The sequence below is a fragment of the Guptibacillus spartinae genome (assembly GCF_028610625.1).
Lineage (GTDB): Bacteria > Bacillota > Bacilli > Bacillales > Guptibacillaceae > Guptibacillus > Guptibacillus spartinae.
Genome location: NZ_JAQQWU010000003.1, coordinates 70664 through 89870 on the forward strand (window position 1 = coordinate 70664; position 19207 = coordinate 89870).

The 19207-nt window shown below is 41.7% G+C and carries 19 protein-coding genes; 14 read left to right on the forward strand and 5 right to left on the reverse strand.

The genetic code is table 11. From position 1 onward, the window contains the following. The first annotated feature begins 17 nt into the window (after positions 1-17). Together PQ511_RS07065 and PQ511_RS07070 are read left to right on the forward strand one after the other, a co-directional pair. Positions 18-830, forward strand: coding sequence for a carbohydrate ABC transporter permease (locus PQ511_RS07065; RefSeq protein WP_273851205.1), 813 nt, complete (start codon positions 18-20; stop codon positions 828-830). Between the two features lie 34 nt (positions 831-864). Continuing rightward, on the forward strand, positions 865-2034 hold the full coding sequence (locus tag PQ511_RS07070) for a diphosphate--fructose-6-phosphate 1-phosphotransferase (protein ID WP_273851206.1): 1170 nt from the start codon (positions 865-867) through the stop codon (positions 2032-2034). 87 nt (positions 2035-2121) lie between these two features. Here the strand turns inward: PQ511_RS07070 and PQ511_RS07075 are convergent, their stop codons facing one another. Next, positions 2122-3543, reverse strand: a complete 1422-nt coding sequence (locus PQ511_RS07075; protein WP_273851207.1) for a peptide MFS transporter — start codon at positions 3541-3543, stop codon at positions 2122-2124. A 302-nt stretch (positions 3544-3845) separates the two neighbouring features. Beyond that, complete coding sequence (gene asnB / locus PQ511_RS07080; protein WP_273851544.1) at positions 3846-5666, reverse strand: asparagine synthase (glutamine-hydrolyzing); 1821 nt, start codon at positions 5664-5666, stop codon at positions 3846-3848. A gap of 330 nt (positions 5667-5996) precedes the next feature. Between asnB and PQ511_RS07085 the strand changes: the two genes are divergently transcribed. From PQ511_RS07085 to PQ511_RS07130, 10 genes are all read left to right on the forward strand, one after another. Continuing rightward, entirely contained in the window at positions 5997-6320 is a 324-nt protein-coding gene (locus PQ511_RS07085; protein WP_273851208.1) for a hypothetical protein, read from the forward strand. Positions 6321-6429: 109 nt separating this feature from the next. Beyond that, on the forward strand, positions 6430-6576 hold the full coding sequence (locus tag PQ511_RS07090; RefSeq protein WP_273851209.1) for a hypothetical protein: 147 nt from the start codon (positions 6430-6432) through the stop codon (positions 6574-6576). A 128-nt stretch (positions 6577-6704) separates the two neighbouring features. Then, positions 6705-7517 carry a YitT family protein gene (locus PQ511_RS07095; RefSeq protein ID WP_273851545.1) on the forward strand — a complete coding sequence of 271 codons (813 nt, stop codon included), beginning with the start codon at positions 6705-6707 and terminating at the stop codon, positions 7515-7517. Positions 7518-7665: 148 nt separating this feature from the next. Next, positions 7666-8340: an MgtC/SapB family protein gene (locus tag PQ511_RS07100; RefSeq protein ID WP_273851210.1), complete on the forward strand. Its 675-nt coding sequence runs from the start codon at positions 7666-7668 to the stop codon at positions 8338-8340. Between the two features lie 155 nt (positions 8341-8495). Further along, positions 8496-9170 (forward strand): MgtC/SapB family protein, encoded by a 675-nt coding sequence (locus tag PQ511_RS07105; RefSeq protein WP_273851211.1) that lies wholly within the window; start codon positions 8496-8498, stop codon positions 9168-9170. Between the two features lie 440 nt (positions 9171-9610). After that, positions 9611-11200, forward strand: a complete 1590-nt coding sequence (locus PQ511_RS07110; RefSeq protein ID WP_273851212.1) for an FMN-binding glutamate synthase family protein — start codon at positions 9611-9613, stop codon at positions 11198-11200. Between the two features lie 187 nt (positions 11201-11387). Next, on the forward strand, positions 11388-11672 hold the full coding sequence (locus PQ511_RS07115) for a YhdT family protein (protein WP_273851213.1): 285 nt from the start codon (positions 11388-11390) through the stop codon (positions 11670-11672). Then, positions 11669-13135, forward strand: coding sequence for a sodium/pantothenate symporter (panF, locus tag PQ511_RS07120; protein WP_273851214.1), 1467 nt, complete (start codon positions 11669-11671; stop codon positions 13133-13135). The genes PQ511_RS07115 and panF overlap by 4 nt, the downstream gene beginning before the upstream one ends. A 248-nt stretch (positions 13136-13383) precedes the next feature. Then, entirely contained in the window at positions 13384-13476 is a 93-nt protein-coding gene (locus PQ511_RS07125; RefSeq protein ID WP_224594651.1) for a putative holin-like toxin, read from the forward strand. Between the two features lie 380 nt (positions 13477-13856). After that, positions 13857-15101: a M20 family metallo-hydrolase gene (locus PQ511_RS07130; protein ID WP_273851215.1), complete on the forward strand. Its 1245-nt coding sequence runs from the start codon at positions 13857-13859 to the stop codon at positions 15099-15101. A gap of 91 nt (positions 15102-15192) precedes the next feature. Here PQ511_RS07130 and PQ511_RS07135 read toward each other — a convergent pair whose 3' ends face one another. Beyond that, a complete protein-coding gene (locus PQ511_RS07135) occupies positions 15193-15627 on the reverse strand; it encodes an acyl-CoA thioesterase (protein ID WP_273851216.1) in 435 nt (144 codons plus the stop codon). A gap of 169 nt (positions 15628-15796) precedes the next feature. On the opposite strand from PQ511_RS07135, the gene PQ511_RS07140 reads away from it, so the two are divergent. Continuing rightward, complete coding sequence (locus PQ511_RS07140; RefSeq protein WP_273851546.1) at positions 15797-16759, forward strand: 2-hydroxyacid dehydrogenase; 963 nt, start codon at positions 15797-15799, stop codon at positions 16757-16759. Positions 16760-16845: 86 nt separating this feature from the next. Here PQ511_RS07140 and PQ511_RS07145 read toward each other — a convergent pair whose 3' ends face one another. Then, positions 16846-17793, reverse strand: a complete 948-nt coding sequence (locus PQ511_RS07145; RefSeq protein ID WP_273851217.1) for a polysaccharide deacetylase family protein — start codon at positions 17791-17793, stop codon at positions 16846-16848. A gap of 279 nt (positions 17794-18072) precedes the next feature. Here PQ511_RS07145 and PQ511_RS07150 point away from each other — a divergent pair, with 279 nt between their 5' ends. Continuing rightward, positions 18073-18654, forward strand: coding sequence for a transposase (locus PQ511_RS07150; protein ID WP_273851218.1), 582 nt, complete (start codon positions 18073-18075; stop codon positions 18652-18654). A 63-nt stretch (positions 18655-18717) separates the two neighbouring features. Here the strand turns inward: PQ511_RS07150 and PQ511_RS07155 are convergent, their stop codons facing one another. Next, entirely contained in the window at positions 18718-19194 is a 477-nt protein-coding gene (locus PQ511_RS07155) for a hypothetical protein (RefSeq protein ID WP_273851219.1), read from the reverse strand. Positions 19195-19207: the final 13 nt, after the last annotated feature.

Sequence of the window (19207 nt, forward strand, 5' to 3'; positions counted from 1 at the left end):
GAAAGGAGGAACGTTCCATGAAAAAATTACCTCAACAGCTTGTTCTTTTCATTTATGCGGCGATTATTATTCTACCTTTTAGCATGGTTTTATTTGCGACATTTAAAACGACACCTGAGCTATATAAAAATCCGCTCGGCATGCCTGAGAGCTGGTCGTTTGCCAATTACCAGGACCTTTTTCTAAAAGAGTCGATGGTCACGTATTTTATGAACAGCGTGATTGTAACTGGGGTCAGCGTGGTCTGTATTATCTTTTTTGCAAGCTTGATTGCTTATGCGATTATTCGGATGCCTAAAAAAGCGGGTCTTGCGCTGTTCGGGTTCTTCGTTGTTGGCATGATGGTACCAACACAAGTTAACATGATTCCGATTTACCTGCTTGTAAATAAGCTTGGCATGCTAGATACGCTGAGGGGCGTCATTTTTGTATCAATCGGATTTCTCATTCCGATCGCTGTGTTTATTTTAACCGGATTCATGAAAACGTTACCTGATGGACTGATTGAGGCTGCAAAAATTGATGGAGCAAGTGAGTGGCAAACGTATTTACGCGTTGTAATGCCGCTATCGCTTCCATCGGTTGCTACGGTTGTTATATTTGCATTCGTCATTGTTTGGAACGATCTTCTTTATCCATTGCTACTGCTTAAATCAAGCGAAGTGAAAACACTTCCGATTGCGTTGCTTGATTTCCAGGGACAGTATTTAACAAACTATCCGATGATTTTCGCTGGGGTGATCATTGCTTCCATTCCGATGATCGTGGCGTATGTGTTCTTGCAACGCTACTTTGTTGCCGGGATGACGGCTGGTTCAGTGAAAGGATAAGCGGGCGTTGGTGGATAGAGAGGTTGGTGCTTAAATGATGAAAAAAATTGCGATTGGTCAGGCGGGTGGACCAACTGCGGTCCTGAATGAAAGCCTTGCCGGATTTTTAGATGAAATCGATCAAGATGTGACAGGGGTTCTTCAAGGGTTTCAGGGGCTAGTGGAGGGGCAGTTGATCGAGATAAATTCCTCGGTACGATCTCACGCGAAGGCAAGTCGAAGCGCTTCAGGCGCATGGCTAGGTGCTGGACGTTATACAATGAGTGATGCTCGTATGGCTCAAGCAGTGGAAAATTTGAAGGTAGCGCAGATTGATACGCTTGTGTTCATTGGTGGAAATGGAACGATGTGGACGTTACGTGCTTTATCGAAAATGGCTGCATATATGAACGTTGATTTACAGGTTATCGGCATACCGAAAACGGTCGATAATGATTTGGCTGAGACGGATCACGCGCCTGGTTTTGGAAGCGCAGCACGATATGTGGCACATGCTACACGGGATATGAGTAAGGATCTTGAAGCGATGCGGAACTTTGAACAGGTACGGATCATTGAAACGATGGGACGAAATGTTGGCTGGCTTGCTGCGGCAAGTGGTTTGTTGAAGGTGTATGAGAATGAAGGTCCTCATTTTATATGCTTACCTGAGCAGAAACATGATGCTGTTGGATTAGTTGAAGGGATTCGTAGGGCGATTAAGGAATATGGCTTTGCTTCTGTCGTTGTAAGTGAGGGAGTGAAGCTAGATGGGAGCCATGCTGTCGCTAAAACGGTGAACGGACGCGAAGTACTTGGTGGTGTTTCGGAACAGCTCGCCGATCTTGTAGAAGCTGATCTAGGCGTCGTAGCACGTGCTAATATTCTTGGGATGAATCAGCGAGCAAGTCAGCTTGCGTGTTCAGATCAGGACCGAATGGAAGCGTACCAAGCTGGTATGAAAGCAGCTGAACTTGTACGAGGGGATACTTCAGATGTAATGGTCATGTTTCGGCGAGCAGCTGGGGCGAAATATGTGTACGCACTAGATACAGTAGGACTCGATCGGGTCGTAGCAGGTGGAGAACGGGCATTGCCTGAATGGTTTCAGAAAGCACCAGAAGCTTATTATAACTGGTTGAGGCCATTGGTTGGTGATGGGAGTAGTACGAGTGCCGCAAGTGCCGCAAGTCGCAAGTGCCTGTCACCACCCGAAGATTGGTGATATGAGTCGAAATACCGAGAAATAAAAAAGCGGTTCGCCTCGAGGTTGAGGGGAACCGCTTTTTCTTTTCTGCAGTATAAGTTGATATTAGTTGATTTGTTTAGCAACATGATCTTCATCAAGTTCTTCAAGATGCATGAGTTTTTGTAGCTTCTTAGATAGGAGCAATAGTATGATACCTAGACCAAGAGCTGCAAATCCTAAATACATAAAGATTTCAAGATATCCCGCTGATGTAGTAAGTGAAGCAATGTGGCCAGCAAGATAGTTGGCAGCAGCATTACTTAGGAACCAAACACCCATTAAGAGTGAGGCAATTTTCACTGGGGACATTTTACTTACTAGAGAAAGACCAATTGGTGAAAGAGATAGTTCGCCAAGTGTATGGAAGAAGTATGTCACTACCATAAAGAGCATACTTGCTTTCATTGCGATGTTTCCTTCATCGCTTCCTGTCATCATCACGGCAGGAACCATAACCATAAATCCAACACCAAGTAAGATTAAACCAAATGCCATTTTTGTAGGTATTGCAAAGTCACCGCGTCTCGATTTTGCTAATTTCAACCAAATTGCTGAGACAATAGGTGCAAGCAAAAGCACGAACATCGGGTTTAGTGATTGGAAGAAGGATACTGGTACTTCATAACCAAAGATCGTTCGATCAATAAAGTCTCGTGTATACAAGGTAAAAGAAGCACCAGCTTGTTCAAATCCTGCCCAAAAAGTAACCGTGAAAACAGCCAAAATTAAAATAACGGCTGTACGTTGCTTTTCAACTTTTGTAAGTGGCTTAGCTTTTCCTTTTACTGTAGGTGTAACTCGGTTACTTGACGGGGTGCGCCCTACATTACCTAGATATTTCTTCGCAAGGAGATTAAAAGTTATCTGTCCAATAATCATCCCGATTGATGATGCTAGGAAAGCATATTTGAAACCAAACGTTTCTACGCCACCTGTATTTGAATAGAAAACATTTGCGTATAACAGACCTGCAATCAATGGTGAAATTAAGCCACCAAGGTTTATCCCCATGTAAAAAATGGTAAACGCTGAGTCTTTACGCTTGTCGTTTTTACTGTATAGCTCTCCAACAAGAGTGGAAATGTTGGGTTTGAAAAATCCGTTACCAATAATCAGTAACAATAACCCGGTATATAGACCCCATTGTTCTTGGACAGCAAACAGTGTAAAATCACCGATGGCCATAGTAATTCCACCGATGGTTATGGCGGTTCGTAACCCAATAAATTTATCGGTTAAATAACCTCCAATTAATGGTGTGAAATAGACAAGACCGGTATACATGCCGTAAAGTTGAAGGGCTCTGCCCTGGTCCATGCCTAATCCACCACTAATTAACTCAGCAGTTAAATAAAGTACGAGAATTGAACGCATGCCATAATAGCTATAACGTTCCCACATTTCTGTGATAAACAGAAGATATAAGCCGGGAGGGTGTTTAAGCTTCCCTTTTTGCGTTGGCTTTTCGTCTATGGTTGTGTCCATAATCAAAACCTCCAATTTTTTATAACTTCCCCATTTTAGCAAATTATTTGTCAATTTAAAGCGAAATAGAAAAAGTGCGCCTAATTAAAATGTTCACAAATTTGTAAAAAATACAGGTGGGTAACACAAAAAGGATGTCGAAATTAAAGTTTTTTTGTTTGTAAAACGCTTACAAACCGTATGATTGAGGATTGTTACGAAATATGTGGAACATAATGAAAAATAGACAAAGCATTCTAACGATTACAATTAGGTTAATAAAAATAAGGAGAACGACCTAGTCGCTCTCCGTGTAAAATGATCTAGCTAACAAGCTCGATGTCATACTCATCTAGCCAAGCATTCACTTGAATCAGATAATCGAGCAATCCTTTTATTTGTTCGGTATTCAATCCTTCTGCCTCATTTGAAGCAATCGCTCGAACTTTTTTAGCATCGATAAGCGAGAGAATAGGAGAACTTGGATCATCGAGAATCTCCAGCATCCATTTTTGTACGCCTTTTAAGTAAACAGGGTCTTTATCACTTGGATAAGCACTTTTCTTACGATAAAGAACATCGTCCGGAAGTGTTCCTTTTAGAGCGCGACGTAAAATGCCTTTCTCGATGTTATCCACGTTTTTATAATCGATTGGCACATTCCATAAGTATTCCACAATACGATAATCACAGAATGGTACGCGTACTTCAAAGCCCGTTTTCATACTTGCACGGTCTTTACGATCGAGCATAAACGGTAAGAAACGAGTGATGAAAAAATAAGACATTTGACGCTGCTTCGCTTCAAAGTTACTTTCGCCCTCAAGAAATGGAATCTCTTCATACGCTTCAGCAAAACGATTTTTCTGATATTGCTCAGGCTGAATTTGTTTTTTTGTTTCATCAGACAGCACAGATGAGATTCCCTTCAGGTTCACAAGCCATGGGTAAATCTTCGCATCCAAATATTTTTCCTGATGGAACCATGGATAACCCGAAAAGACTTCATCGGCAGACTCACCGGAAAGCGCAACGGTGGCATCTTTTTTCATTTCTGTAAAAAGGAGATAGAGGGACGTTTCGATTTCACCGACGCCAGGTAGATCTCGTCCTCTCATAGGTTCAAGAAGATTCGAAAGTAGCTGATCTGCCCCAAATGTCACCGATTGATGTTTTGTCCCAACGTGGTCAGATACTCGTTTAACCCACGGCTCATCCATATCATGTCTGAGAAAATCTTTCTGGAAATGATCTTCGTTCTGATCGAAATCAATGGAGTAGGTACCTAGTGTTTTATCTGACTGCTTGAATTCCTCAGCTGCAAGGCTAGTGAGACCACTTGAATCAAGTCCGCCAGAAAGCATCGAAACAACCGGCATATCTGAAATAAGCTGACGTTGCACGGTATCTGTTAAAAGCGTACGGATCGTTTCAGTTGTAGTGTCCACGTCATCCGTATGAGGTTTGGATTCAAGCTTCCAGTAACGATGTTCTTCAATGGAGTTTGCGGATGCAATCACGTAATGACCTGGACGAACTTCATCCATTCCTTTAAAAATCGCCTGACCCGGTGTCCGCATCGGCCCCATACCAAAAATCTCAGCAAGACCCTTACGATCGACTTGTGGTTGTACAGATGGGTGCGCGAGAATCGCTTTAATTTCAGATCCGTAGAAAAGGGAATCTCCTTGTTTTGAATAGAAAAGAGGTTTGACGCCGAGATGGTCACGGCCAAGGAAAAGCTGCTGTTCTTTTTGGTCCCAAATCGCAAATGCGAAAATGCCGTTAAAATGCTTCACGCATTCTTCTTTCCATTCCATATAAGCGTGCAGGACAACTTCTGTATCAGAATTAGATATAAAAGAATGTCCTTTCTGCTGTAGCTCTTTTTTAATTTCTCGATAATTATAGAGTTCCCCGTTATACGTAAGAACAAGTTGTTGATCTGATGACGTCATCGGCTGCTTTCCGCCTCGCGGATCAATGACAATCAAACGTCGATGAGCAAGTGCTGCCTGTTCCGAAAGCCAGAATCCTTCCTCATCTGGACCACGGTGAGCGATAGAATCTGCCATTTTCTTTAGCGTATCTTGTTCCGTTGATAGGTCACCAGACCAGTTAATCCAACCTGTAATGCCACACATAACAATTCCTTCTTTCTGAATAGATTGCTTCACATTCCTAAATCTCGAAAGTACTTTCCAATCGTATTCCTCTTACTGAGGGAGGGTCAACATGTGAAAGAGACTGTAAAAATGGATATTATTACCTTAGTTGGAATAAAGGTAGTTTAATAGTCACGGTGTTTAGGAAGAGGTGGAAAAAATTAGTGCCTGTCACCACCCGAATGAGCTCAGCTTTTGTCGATTGAGCTGGTAGGCTCTTTTCTCCTTGTGGACAATTATTTTCACACAGTGATAAAATTATTAAGATGTGGATAAGTATGGTAACAGAAGGAGGGGGGCGAAATTGCGATGAGATATTTACTATTAGTAGTATTGTTTGGTTTTCTTGTATTTGTGCATCCGGCACAAGAATTAAATCAATATGACTATCATTCGGCAGATAAGCCGACAATCTCGGAATTCGTTTACCTACCAGATGCCAAAATGATTTCTTATCCTTCTTCAGTATCTCTTCAGAAGCATAAGCTCTTCGGATTTTTTATTCCTTTCACAAGTGAGTATGAAGGAAAGCCTCATCTAACCTACCTAAAGAAAAAGTTAATGCTAATTGAGGCTTTTCCTGATGCCAAGGGTTTTCTGAATGTAAATGCTGTCCACTCGAATTACCTCTAATATCTTAAAAAAAAGCCGATTTCGTTAGCAGCTATGTCATTTTTTGATTGGATTTGTACAACTTGGTTTTGTGCTTGAATCAGAATTTATAGCTGAGGTGAAGAAAATGATGAAACAAACATTATGGTGGAAAAATACGCTTGAATGGTTTGGGTGGAGTGCTCTTCTGGTCCTCCCATTTTGGGGAATGATCATACTCTCATCAGAACTCTCAGGTCACCATATGATACATCTCATTTTGTCTTATTTTAAATAAGAACAAATGATGTAGTGGAAGATTGAGGAGGCAATATTTTGAGTGATAGTAAGCCGTTAGAAGAGTTAATAAATGAAACAAAGATTCATAAAAAAACACCGCTTCAAGAGAAAGCAAGAAGAACATTCATGATTACATTAGGGGCCATAATTATGGCTGTCGGGCTTGAAGTTTTTCTCGTACCAAATCAAGTTATTGACGGAGGAATTGTCGGTATTTCCATTATGCTCTCGCACTTAAGTGGAATTAGTCTGGGGATTTACTTATTCGTTCTGAACCTGCCATTTATTTATATAGGCTACAAACAAATAGGAAAAACTTTTGCATTCTCCACGCTTTACGGCATTGTGGTTTTATCCATTTCAACTGCTTTGTTGCATCCGGTTCCCGCCTTTACCGATGACATTCTTTTAGCCACTTTATTTGGCGGCGTTGTACTGGGAATTGGTGTCGGAATGGTGATCCGTTTTGGTGGTTCTCTAGATGGAACGGAAATACTTGCGATACTTGCGAGTAAAAAGCTTCCGTTCTCCGTTGGGGAAATCATTATGTTTGCCAACCTCTTTATCCTTGGTAGTGCAGGGTTTGTCTTTAGCTTTGATCGTGCGATGTATTCCCTCCTTGCTTACTATGTCGCGTATAAAATGATTGATATTACGATCAAAGGTCTAGATGAGTCGAAGTCGGTTTGGATTATCAGCGACAACCATAAAGAACTCGGCGATGCGATTCTAAGTCGTCTAGGTAGAGGCGTGACGTATTTGCACGGGGAAGGTGCTTTTTCTGGCGATGATAAAAAAGTGATTTTTTGCGTTATTACAAGATTAGAAGAAGCGAAATTAAAAGATATTGTCGCAGATCATGACGATTCCGCGTTCCTTGCGATGGCAGATATCGCGGAAGTGCGAGGCGGTCGTTTTAAGAAAAAAGATATACACTAATGAAGCTAATCGAGAGTTGCGGAGGTTTTCCTCTAGCAACTCTTTTTTTCATTTTTGATCAAATCCTAGGGTAGTCGCTATTCTCTTTGATCCATCGATCCTTTTACTGGTAAAATAATAGAAATATCTGTTGGAGGGCGGTAGTCAAATGGTGGTCGTAGTCGTAAAGCTTTGTATTTCCGCTTGTTTAGGACTCATGATTGGAATTGAAAGAGAATTAAAACATAAACCTCTTGGTTTAAAAACGTGTATGGTCATCGCCGTTAGTAGCTGTTTGTTAACGATCGTTTCCATTGAATCCGCTGAAACGTTTTCGGAAATATCCTCAAACATCCGAACAGATCCTATGCGACTAGCGGCGCAGGTCGTTTCTGGGATTGGTTTTATTGGAGCCGGCGTTATTTTAAGACGAAACAATGATGCCATTTCCGGATTAACAACTGCAGCCATCATTTGGGGGGCTTCTGGACTTGGCATTGCAGCAGGTGCTGGTTTTTACTTTGAAGCGTTTGTTGGGGCAAGTTTGATCTTGTTTAGTGTCAATATTCTTCCGTGGGTTATTAAAAGGATTGGTCCAAGCCAGCTTAGACAGCGTGAGATGAGAGCGAAAATTCGGCTTCAACAAGGGACAGACATAACAGCGTTTATGAAAACGATCCAGGCAAAAGATTTTGAAATCAAACACGTTCGGGTACGCGATACGAAAGAGAAAGACCATCAAGTCGATCTCCGCGTGCTTACCTTCGAAGCGAATCATACAACGAGTATCTATCAGGAGCTGAGAGAACTTGAAGGAGCGACGTTTGTGGAGGTAGAGGGATAATGGTGCCTGTCACCACCCGGTTTTCCTCATAATTTGTCGATAGACCATCAGCTTTCAAAGAGGTGGTCTTTCGTCTCATTCTAATGTTTCTAGCAGATGAATAAAGTAGAAATAGGGTGCGATCTTTCACACTACAACGTTGGGGATGACGAACGATGGTAATAGTCCTAATTAAACTATGCATTTCTGCTTTGCTGGGATTATTAATTGGAATTGAGAGGGAATTAAAGCATAAGCCACTTGGTTTAAAGACGTGTATCGTGATTGCGGTAAGTAGCTGTTTGTTAACAATCGTTTCGATTGAGTCTGCGGAGACGTTCGCGGAGCTTTCTCCGAATATCCGTACCGATCCAATGCGATTGGCAGCTCAAATTGTTTCTGGGATTGGTTTTATTGGAGCTGGCGTTATTTTAAGGCGAAATAATGATGCGATTTCAGGATTAACAACCGCAGCAATTATTTGGGGAGCCTCAGGTCTCGGCATCGCTGCTGGCGCCGGTTTTTATTATGAAGCGTTTGTTGGGGCTGGTTTGATCCTGTTTAGTGTCAATATTCTTCCCTGGATCATTAAACGTATCGGCCCAAAAGCGCTGAGGCAGCGGGAAATGCGAGCGAAATTAACGCTCAAAAAAAGTGTGAATGTCAGCAATTTCATGAAAGCCATTGTAGCGAATGATTTTGAAATTCGTCACGTGCGCGTCCGTGATACGAAAGAAAAAAACCCTCAAATTGAGCTTAAACTGATGACGTTCGAGAAAAATCATACGACTGACATTTATGAACTGCTTCGAAAAGTGGATGGTGTGAATGAGGTAGAGGTGGAGGGGTGATGTGACTGAGGGTGCCTGTCACCACCCGGTATTTGTCATATCTTGTCTAATTGAGAGAAGGAGATAGGGTAGCCTTCTTTCTAAAGGTTGTTAGAGGTTAGGAGAGTGTGACTAAAATGAGAGGCTTTTTTCGAAAATTGGTTGGTTTAGAAAAGTGTATGATTTGTAAGAAGAAGCCAGTTCGTCCTCACTATTATTTGGATGATGAAGGGAATCAGAAACCTGTTTGCTTTAAATGTGTAACGTATGCGGAAAGAAGAGCTTATCGGAAAGCTTAATGGGTATTAAATAAATATTTGTTTAAAGGGGCCTCGTACATTCTGACGTTCGAGGTTTTTTTCGATTGTTTGGTCTTGAGAGATTAGAGGAATAACAAGTAATGAGTGCGCTTACTTTCGGTCTAACCTAGAAATGAAGTTGATTAAAAAGGAGTGAAGCGAGTGACTGCCCTTACGACGATCATTAGTCTATTTTTTGCGGTTTTTGTCATTGTAATAGCTGTTCCACTTATCTTTTTCCTTAGGATTTGGAAAAGGGATGAGCAGCAGGAGGAGCATTCAATTCTTCGTAATTATCCTCTACTTGGACGGGTGCGGTACATGACTGAAAAGATTGGACCTGAACTAAGGCAATATTTATTTAACAACGATAATGAAGGCAAGCCTTTTTCACGTAGGGAATTCCAAAATACGTATTTGTCGGCTAAATATAAAGAGCGGATGATTGGGTTTGGTTCTGAGCGAGAGTTTGAAAAGCCGGGATTTTACATAAATAACACCATGTTCCCGACTCAGCGTGAAGAACTACGAATTGATAATACAAGAAAAGTTCATACGAAAACTTATCATATCGACAAAGACCAGTTATTGAAACGAAAAGAGCATCTTGAGGACAAAGAGGTAGATCCTTACTTACTTAAAGATGAAGATGCGGTGATCATTGGGGGTCACTCTTGTCGAAGTCCCTTTAAAGTTAAAGGGTTAATTGGACAATCTGCAATGAGTTACGGTTCTCTTGGTGAGAATGCGATAACTGCTCTGTCGAAAGGACTGGGGTTAGCTGGCGGAAGCTGGATGAATACGGGTGAAGGCGGATTATCAGACTACCATCTAAAAGGAGAGGTAGACATCATTAACCAGATTGGACCGGGTCTATTTGGTGTTCGAACCAAAGATGGTGAATTTTCATGGGAGGAATTTAAACGAAAAAGTGAAATCGACCAGGTGAAGGCCTTCGAACTAAAATTAGCTCAAGGCGCAAAAACACGCGGTGGCCATGTCGATGCTGCAAAAGTAACCCCTGAGATTGCAAAAATTCGAAATGTAGAACCGTGGAAATCTGTCGACAGTCCGAATCGATTTTACCAATTTCAAACGTTGCCAGAGATGTTAGATTTTATTGAACGTCTCCGTGAAGTAGGCGGAAAACCGGTAGGAATAAAAATCGTTGTTGGAAACCTTCATGATGTCGACAGGTTAGCAGCGTATATCGCTGAAAGCGGTACCGGCCCAGATTTTATTACAGTGGATGGTGGGGAAGGTGGCACAGGTGCATCTTATCAGGAGTTAGTAGATGCGGCAGGACTCCCGATCAATTCCGCTCTTCCAATCCTTGTGAAAGCACTTGAAAAATACCACGTTCGCGATCGAGTGAAGATTTTTGCTTCTGGAAAGCTCCTAACGCCTGATAAAATTGCAATGGCATTAGCAATGGGAGCCGACCTTGTGAATATTGCGAGAGGGATGATGTTTTCTGTTGGGTGCATTCAAGCGGAAGTCTGTCATACAAATCAGTGCCCAGTCGGGGTTGCAACAACTGATCCGAAGAAACAAAAGGCACTTATCGTAGAAGAAAAATTTTATCGAACGTGTAACTATGTCATCTCATTACGCGAAGGGTTATTTAATCTAGCGGCCGCGGTTGGAATTGATTCGCCTACTAAGTTTCAACATCATCATATCGTCTATCGGAACGGCAACGGCGATATTGTTCCGTTATCCGATTTATTAGTAAAAGGAAATATGTCATGAACGAGGGTAAATTCAATAGGCTCTATTTTTCGCCATTTCCGTTACTTGGGAATGGTTTTTTCCTATAGAAATTCGATCAAGTAGGTGGCCAAAAAGTTCATTTTCTCTTAAAGAGAAACAATTTTAGTTGGAGTGGGTGACCCTTCTGGTTATAATAGAACGAGGTTTGTTGTGAAGGAGGAAAAGTATGAAACAACACGAAGGATCGCCTAAAGATGATCCGCGATACCGCGTGGCGAATCGTGAAGCGCTCATCGGCGTTGGGCTTGTATTAATTAATTTCATACTATGGTATGGATTTGCCTACGGTTTTGGATCAAAACCAGTAGAGGAATATAGTTATATCTGGGGATTGCCGGCGTGGTTTTTCTACAGTTGTCTTCTTGGAACCGGGGTTGTCATCGTCCTTGTCATTTTAGCGGTCGTCTTTCTTTTCAAAGAAGTGCCGTTTGATGAGGAGGAGGACCAATGAACGGGGAAGTTGTCATTCCGCTCATCATATTTCTTGTTATCATTTTTCTCATTGGTTTTTATGCGTCTACTCATTTAAAATCAACGTCTAATTTTTTGCAGGAGTATTTTCTCGGCAGTCGGCAGCTAGGTGGATTTATTCTCGCCATGACGATGATTGCAACTTATGGAAGTGCAAGTAGTTTTATCGGTGGGCCTGGTGTGGCTTACACCTTGGGACTCGGTTGGGTGCTTTTATCGATGACACAGCTTGCAACCGGCTATTTTGTCCTCTCTGTTCTTGGGAAAAAATTTGCGATTATGGCTCGGAAAATTCGTGCAGTAACGCTGATTGATTTTCTGAAGGAGCGGTACGAAAGCAAGGGAGTTGTCATTTTATCTGCGCTTAGTATCATCATTTTCTTATTTTCGGCGATGGCAGCCCAATGGGTTGGCGGTGCAAGGCTAATAGAATCTCTGACGGGTTTACCCTATACGGGAGCACTGTTTATTTTTGCTGTATCCGTCCTAGTGTATGTTATTATTGGAGGCTTTCGTGCGGTTGCGATCACGGATACAGTTCAAGGTATTGTGATGCTAGGCGGCACGCTCGTTATCCTCATTGGAACGATTGTTGCGGGTGGAGGGGTAGAAACTATTGTCGCAACGTTAGCGACAGAAAACCCGGATCTAATCTCTCCATTTGGAGCAGATCGGTCGTTAACTCCGCTCTATGTCTCATCTTTCTGGATTCTCGTTGGTGTTGGTGTGGTTGGACTGCCCCAAGTTGCTGTACGAGCCATGTCTTATAAAAGCTCAAAAGGCATGCATCGAGCTCTGATTATTGGAACAGTAGTTGTAGGTGTCATTATGCTCGGTATGCACCTAACCGGTGTTTTTGCGCGAGCGGTTTTACCTGGGATTGAAGTTGGAGATACGGTTATGCCAAGAATAGCGTTAGAAGTACTGCCATCATGGCTCGCCGGGATTGTGCTAGCTGCCCCTATGGCTGCAATTATGTCGACGGTCGATTCTCTATTGTTACTTGTAAGCTCTGCCATTGTAAAAGATGTTTACTTAAATTATGTAAAACCCGACGCAAGCGATCAAACGATTAAACGATTTAGTGTAGGAATCACGGCGGTACTTGGCGTATTGGTGTTTGCTATGGCAGTAAATCCGCCTGAGCTTCTCATTTGGTTGAATTTGTTTTCGTTTGGTGGACTTGAAGCAGCGTTTATTTGGCCCGTTGTAATGGGGCTCTATTGGAAGCGAGGAAATGCAAGCGGGGCGATGGCTTCCATTCTTGTAGGCGTTGGCAGTTATATTGGGTTTAATACATTTATGCCAAACGCCTTTGGCATGCATACCGTTGTATTACCAGTGCTGCTGTCGCTTATTAGTTATGTAGGAGTAAGTTTGATGACCGTGAAGAAACATGCCGCGGTGCAAACAGCGGTAGAGTGGAAATTGTGGAAGGTATAATGGTGCCTGTCACCACCCGGTTTTTGAGAGAATTTGTCGAATGAAAAGTAAGGATGCTCATATTAGAAATAAGTGGGCAAAAGGCCACGATCCTTACTAATTAATCCTCACCGGATCTTTTATTTTGTGCACAACATAGGTAAATGGTCTATCCAATAAAGGTATCGGTCTATGATAAGATGATAAGTATCAGCTGCAAAGCAGGGTGGGCGGCGGTACCCCGTTGATGAAAGGGGGTGCTGCCTATAATGATGAGCACATTTGAGGCGCTTGTTTTGATGATTAGCTTTGCTTCTCTCGTGGTCACAATTATTACGGTTTCTAGTAATAAAAAGAAGTAACCCACCCTGCCCCGGCCAAGGATTAAGGTGAGTTACTTTTTTGCCTTTTGAGCCGCCGCTCGTCATGCGGAGCAGCTGTATGGACGCTGGTGCGAGAGCACCGGCGTCTTTTTTTATACCTTATGTTCTCTAACTTTATTATATGCAATTAGGGTTATTGTGGCAAGAGGGTGATTCGGTCGGTTCGAACCGTCGAACGGTGCCTGTCACCACCCGCTTTTTGGGTGATTTTGTCGAACGAATTTCATGTTATGCACATCATATTGTATTATGAATAGACGAAATACACACAATAATCAGTTAATACGCTACGTTATGTATAATGCCCGCATTAAGCTGCTTTGATATAGTTGATAAAAAGCTGAAAAGGATGAGTGTGAATGGGAATAAATCGTGAGCGTTTACAGAGTCATCTTGAAGAACTAGCTAAGATCGGAAAGATTGGTGAGACGGGTGTTTGCCGTTTAGCTCATTCGAAGGAAGATCGAGAAGCGGTGGAAGTTGTAAAGGGATGGATGGAGGAGGCAGGATTAGAGGCTCGAATTGACGGCTTTGGGAATTTAATCGGAAGGGTAGAGGGAGTTAAAAAGGACCAGCCAATTCTGATGCTCGGATCTCATATCGACTCGCAACCATATGGCGGTCGCTTTGACGGAACGGCTGGCGCACTTGGAGCGATTGAGGTTGTACATACAATGAAAGATAGCGGCATAACACCGAATCGAACAATTGAGGTGATTTGTTTCTCAGATGAAGAGGGGTCTCGTTTTAATAAAGGGGTATTCGGTGTGAGAGCACTTGCTGGCTTGCTTGAGGAAGGGGAGCTTGATCGCAAAGATAAGACAGGGATGACGAGGAAAGAAGCGCTGAAGGAATTCGGAGTTGAGCCTGATCTTACGAAAAGTCCCGTATACAAAGAAGGAGATATCAAAGCTTTCTTGGAACTTCACATTGAGCAAGGTCCAGTTCTTGAATCCAAAAATAAACCAGTAGGAATTGTGTCAGGAATTTCTGGTCCTATCTGGCTAACGGTTACGCTTGAAGGTTTTGCAGGACATGCTGGTTCCGTCCCCATGCCGTTACGTAAAGATGCTATGGTCGGAGCAAGTGAAATTATTACGAAGTTCAATCAACTTATTAAAGAGGAGGGGCAAGAAACAACAGTCGGAACGGTTGGAAGTGTTCAGGTCTTCCCAAACTCTCGTAACATCATTCCGGAAAAAGTGGAATTTACGCTGGATTTACGTGATATTGATCTTGAGCATCGCACCATGCTCGAAAAAAAGCTCTATACGATTATTGAAGAAGCGGCATCAACTCACAGTCTCGCATATACGATCACTGAAGACACCAGAAGTGAACCACGCTATTGTGCTGACTGGATAAAAAAGATTATGAGCGAAGAAGATGATAATCTCGGATACGATTCACCTGTATTAATGAGCGGGCCGTTCCACGATGCCCTATTTATGTCATATATCAGTGACTACGGTATGATTTTCGTTCGATGTGAGAAAGGGATCAGTCATAATCCGCTTGAATTTGCGGAAATGGATGATATTGAGAAAGGCGTTCAATTGCTCTATCAAACGGCAATGCGGATGGCGATGGAAGAAGAGGGGTGACAAAACCCCTTTTCACTATATCGAAAATACGAAAACTAAAAAAAGGTGGCCAGTTTTATTTCAGCAGGCCACCTTTATGCTGTCTATTCTCTTAAATCGAAGAATGGTCCAACTTTTCAAATTGAATAAATGCATCTTTAATATGTTCAGGGATTAACTGTGCTCTATTGCTATTCACATTATAATTCACTTGTACAACCTCGGCTTTCACGAGGAGTTCATCATCTCGTTTAATCGTATGTTTCAGTTCAAAGCTAGATTTTCCAACCTTCGTAACGCGACAATAGACATCAAGAACATCATCTAATTTCGCCGGTTTTATGAACTCAATGGTGATCTTTCTTAATACAGGATCAAACAAGTCATCAGAGAACTGGTGCAAACGGTCACCAAGGACGTGTCGGAAATACTCGGTTGTAGCAACATCGATATAAGTGGAATAATGAGCATTAAACACAATTTTTTGACCATCAATCTCGGAATAACGAACGCGAATAGGGTAAGAAAAACGCTCATTATGAAACATGATACACCTCAGATTCCTTTTTTTCTTCATATTAACACAATATTCAGTTTATAAATTGAGCATTATTACGAAATTTCCCGGGTAATGTCTCTATGTAGAAATCGGATTTGGACTTTTGTCGTGAAAACTGTAGCATAGAGAAAAAAAGAGCTAGGAGTGGAGAATAATGGTGAAACCGAAAGTGTATCTTACTAGAAAATTACCAGATGAGATTATTAATCAGCTAAGCGAGAAATGTGAGTTGCGGATGTGGAGCTCTGAGGAAGAACCCGTCCCTCGAGCTGTTCTTGAACGAGAAATTCAAGAAGTGGACGGCCTATTTTGCATGTTAACGGAAGAAATTGATCGTTCACTTCTTGAGAATGCTTCTAACCTAAAAGTAGTAGCGAATATGGCTGTAGGTTATAACAATATCGACATAAGTGCGGCTAAGGAAAAAGGAGTAGTCGTGACAAATACTCCGGGCGTTCTAACTGAAACGACAGCTGACTTGACGTTCGCTTTACTAATGGCGACGGCTCGGAGGATTCCTGAAGCTTCTACTTATTTGCGTAAGGGGAAATGGGAAGCCTGGTCTCCTATGCAACTAACAGGTCAGGATATACATGGGTCAACGCTAGGGATTATTGGCATGGGGAGAATTGGAGAAGCCGTAGCGAAAAGAGCGAGAGGGTTTGATATGAACATTCTTTATCATAATCGTCGAAGAAATCAAGAGGCGGAAGATAAATTGGAACTTCAATATGCGGAACTCGATCAGCTCCTAAAAGAATCTGATTTTGTCTGCGTTTTAACACCGCTAACGGCTGAGACGAAGAACCTAATCGGAGTAAAAGAACTGAGGATGATGAAAAAAACGGGCATTTTGATTAACACCGCAAGGGGCGGTATTGTAAATGAGGAAGCTCTTTATCATGCACTCAAGGAGGAAGATATTTGGGCTGCTGGGTTAGATGTTTTTGCAGAAGAACCGGTATCACTCCAGCATCCACTCTTAACCCTTCCTAATGTCGTGACCCTTCCTCATATCGGAAGTGCAAGCGTAACGACAAGACTTAAGATGGCGGAAGTAGCTACAGAGAATTTATTAAAAGTATTGGACGGAGAAAAACCCCCTCATCCGGTTGGATGAAGGGGTAAGAGGAGAGAGCGAATCGACTAGTGCCTGTCACCGCCCGCTATTTGTCGAATGAATATTTTTGTTCTCTATTTCGTTACCTAGCTCAATTGAAGAATTTCTTTAAAATCATCAATGGAATGATAAGGTCTAACCGAATTTCGATGTATTTGAAGCATGTCATCTCCAGGTGAAACATATCCTGCTTGTACCGTGAAAGCTAAATCTATTCCTGCAGCCTTCATTGCCTCCATCGTTTCTTCATCGTAGGCGCCGTATGGATATGCGAGTGCGTTTGTTCCGCCGATTTGTTTAATACTTGTTTCGACATCTTCTTCTATTTCAGGAAGCGATTTTGAAATTAAAAACGCTGTCCCATCTTCTTTGTGATTGTGAAAGCGATTAGTATGACTAGCAAACTCAAAAACATCGCTCGATGCTTCAATTTCCTCATAACTCAAATATTGGTTTGTTATTGAATCATAAGGTTCAGTTTGATCATTGTTTCGGCTTGTAATTAAAAACTCAACAGCATGAAAGCCGTATTCTTTCAGTACTGGATAAGCCTCTATGTAGTTATTTTTATGACCATCATCAAACGTTAGCAAAACACTATTTTTAGGAATATCGATTTTATTCGTTATGTATTTTTCGAATTCTTCCAGTGTTAGTGTATAGTAACCATGATCATGCAAAACTTTCATTTGTTTTTTAAAGTCTTTTAATAAAACAATTGTACTTGCTAAATTTCCTCCTGCATCATAATGTCGCGCTTTTAAATCTTTTTCTTCAAGTATGTGATGATAAGTTAAGACAGGAATCTGCTCCGCAGAAGCAATTTCAGTGGCTTCTGAAAGTTTTTTTTCTCTTAGCTCTTCTTCATGTAGTATTTCTTTATCGTTATCTTCAGTAATAGAGGCTTCAACGGTCGAACTACTTTCTTCTTGCGAAGGTATAAACTCAGTACCGCCAATCTCATTCCAGCCAAATCCTACTAAACTCCCAAAAGCAGCTAGTAAAATAAATAAAATTAGGTGTATTTTCCTCATATATTTATCCCCCTTTTTACCCAATACTTACCTATCCTACCATTAATTAATTTATATTTGGGTAAAAATGGGTTAATCTTTACAAATATATTTCAAAAATTTCAGTAGGTGGCGGGTGCCTGTCACCGCCCGTTATTTGTCGAAGAGATTCAATTGACGAGTAGGAAATGGGAGATTATTCTTGGAGAAAGGGCAGAAAATAAGTAGAGGAGGAAGAAAATTGACGAAGGTTCTAATGGGAAAGTCGCCTGTTAATACTTACACAACACCCATCATGAGATGGTGAGAAAACCGAGGATCTGGCTACCGAATTATTTCTATCATATTGTAAGCAGGGGAAACCGTAAGGACATACTTTTTCAAGATGAAAGAGATTACCGCACATTCTTGTACATCCTTCAGCAAGTCTTCGAAACACATCCGTTTGAAATCGCATCTTATTGTTTAATGAACAATCACTATCACCTTCAACTTCGATCAAAAGAATTTCCCATCTCAAAAATCATGGGTCTCGTGAACAAACGATATGCCACTTATTTTAATAGCCGATATGAGTTAACGGGTCACGTTTTTGAGAAACGTTATTTTGATGAGCCACTCAATACTCCGACAAATATGTTAGAAGTTAGTCGCTATATCCATCTAAACCCGGTGAAAGCAAATCTCGTCCTAAAATCATCAGATTATCCATGGTCCAGTTACCGTTATTATGCGGAAAAAGATACGATGATAAAACCGTACATTAACCTCCTTCCATTAGTAGAAGGCTATCCGGGAACACTGCAAGAAAAGAAAAAACAATACTGTGACTATGTCTCCGCACGACAGGAACTCATTTTGGCTTCCCCTTCATCAACATAACCAAAAGGATCATCAAAAAAAGATGCTCCGCACAGCATCAGCATCTTTTCCTTAAACAAACGTTTATTTATAATCCCATAAGACTCTAAACTCCCCATCTTCTTTTGCGACAAATACCACCTGAACGATATCGAAATTCCCAAATTGATTTTGAAAATGCTGGGTAACTTTGATGGCGTAGACCTTTTTCATAATGACGCTATTTACCCCAGAGCGCCAATTTTTCTTCGTTTTTACTTTGCCAATATCAAATGTAAATGAGGTTGCACCGATATCCTGCGTGATCAGTTCAGAGCGCAGTTGACTGTACTGTTCATCGGAAAAACGGTTTTGTATTTCAGAATGAAACAGTGCCCAGGATTTTTTGAAATCACCGCTCTGTTCATACAGATAAAATTCCTTTACCGTTGCTGCCGCTCGGGATTTTGGTTGTTGCCAAATCCAAAAGGCGATGCTGCCACCGAGAAGCAGTAAGACAAGTGAAATTAGGAAAGCTTTCCCTGTACCTTCGCGCTTCCTCCTCGTTTTAAAATACGACAACGTTTCGTCCTCC

What these genes read in the sequence shown, in the direction of transcription:
- PQ511_RS07125 (WP_224594651.1), top strand. Translation starts at nt 13,384, where the DNA reads ATGATGAGCACATTTGAGGCGCTTGTTTTGATGATTAGCTTTGCTTCT.
- PQ511_RS07115 (WP_273851213.1), top strand. Translation starts at nt 11,388, where the DNA reads ATGAAACAACACGAAGGATCGCCTAAAGATGATCCGCGATACCGCGTG.
- PQ511_RS07100 (WP_273851210.1), top strand. Translation starts at nt 7,666, where the DNA reads ATGGTGGTCGTAGTCGTAAAGCTTTGTATTTCCGCTTGTTTAGGACTC.
- PQ511_RS07130 (WP_273851215.1), top strand. Translation starts at nt 13,857, where the DNA reads ATGGGAATAAATCGTGAGCGTTTACAGAGTCATCTTGAAGAACTAGCT.
- PQ511_RS07095 (WP_273851545.1), top strand. Translation starts at nt 6,705, where the DNA reads ATGATTACATTAGGGGCCATAATTATGGCTGTCGGGCTTGAAGTTTTT.
- PQ511_RS07135 (WP_273851216.1), bottom strand. Translation starts at nt 15,627, where the DNA reads ATGTTTCATAATGAGCGTTTTTCTTACCCTATTCGCGTTCGTTATTCC.
- PQ511_RS07150 (WP_273851218.1), top strand. Translation starts at nt 18,073, where the DNA reads ATGGTGAGAAAACCGAGGATCTGGCTACCGAATTATTTCTATCATATT.
- PQ511_RS07070 (WP_273851206.1), top strand. Translation starts at nt 865, where the DNA reads ATGATGAAAAAAATTGCGATTGGTCAGGCGGGTGGACCAACTGCGGTC.
- PQ511_RS07105 (WP_273851211.1), top strand. Translation starts at nt 8,496, where the DNA reads ATGGTAATAGTCCTAATTAAACTATGCATTTCTGCTTTGCTGGGATTA.
- PQ511_RS07090 (WP_273851209.1), top strand. Translation starts at nt 6,430, where the DNA reads ATGAAACAAACATTATGGTGGAAAAATACGCTTGAATGGTTTGGGTGG.
- PQ511_RS07075 (WP_273851207.1), bottom strand. Translation starts at nt 3,543, where the DNA reads ATGGACACAACCATAGACGAAAAGCCAACGCAAAAAGGGAAGCTTAAA.
- panF (WP_273851214.1), top strand. Translation starts at nt 11,669, where the DNA reads ATGAACGGGGAAGTTGTCATTCCGCTCATCATATTTCTTGTTATCATT.
- PQ511_RS07085 (WP_273851208.1), top strand. Translation starts at nt 5,997, where the DNA reads ATGAGATATTTACTATTAGTAGTATTGTTTGGTTTTCTTGTATTTGTG.
- PQ511_RS07065 (WP_273851205.1), top strand. Translation starts at nt 18, where the DNA reads ATGAAAAAATTACCTCAACAGCTTGTTCTTTTCATTTATGCGGCGATT.
- PQ511_RS07145 (WP_273851217.1), bottom strand. Translation starts at nt 17,793, where the DNA reads ATGAGGAAAATACACCTAATTTTATTTATTTTACTAGCTGCTTTTGGG.
- asnB (WP_273851544.1), bottom strand. Translation starts at nt 5,666, where the DNA reads ATGTGTGGCATTACAGGTTGGATTAACTGGTCTGGTGACCTATCAACG.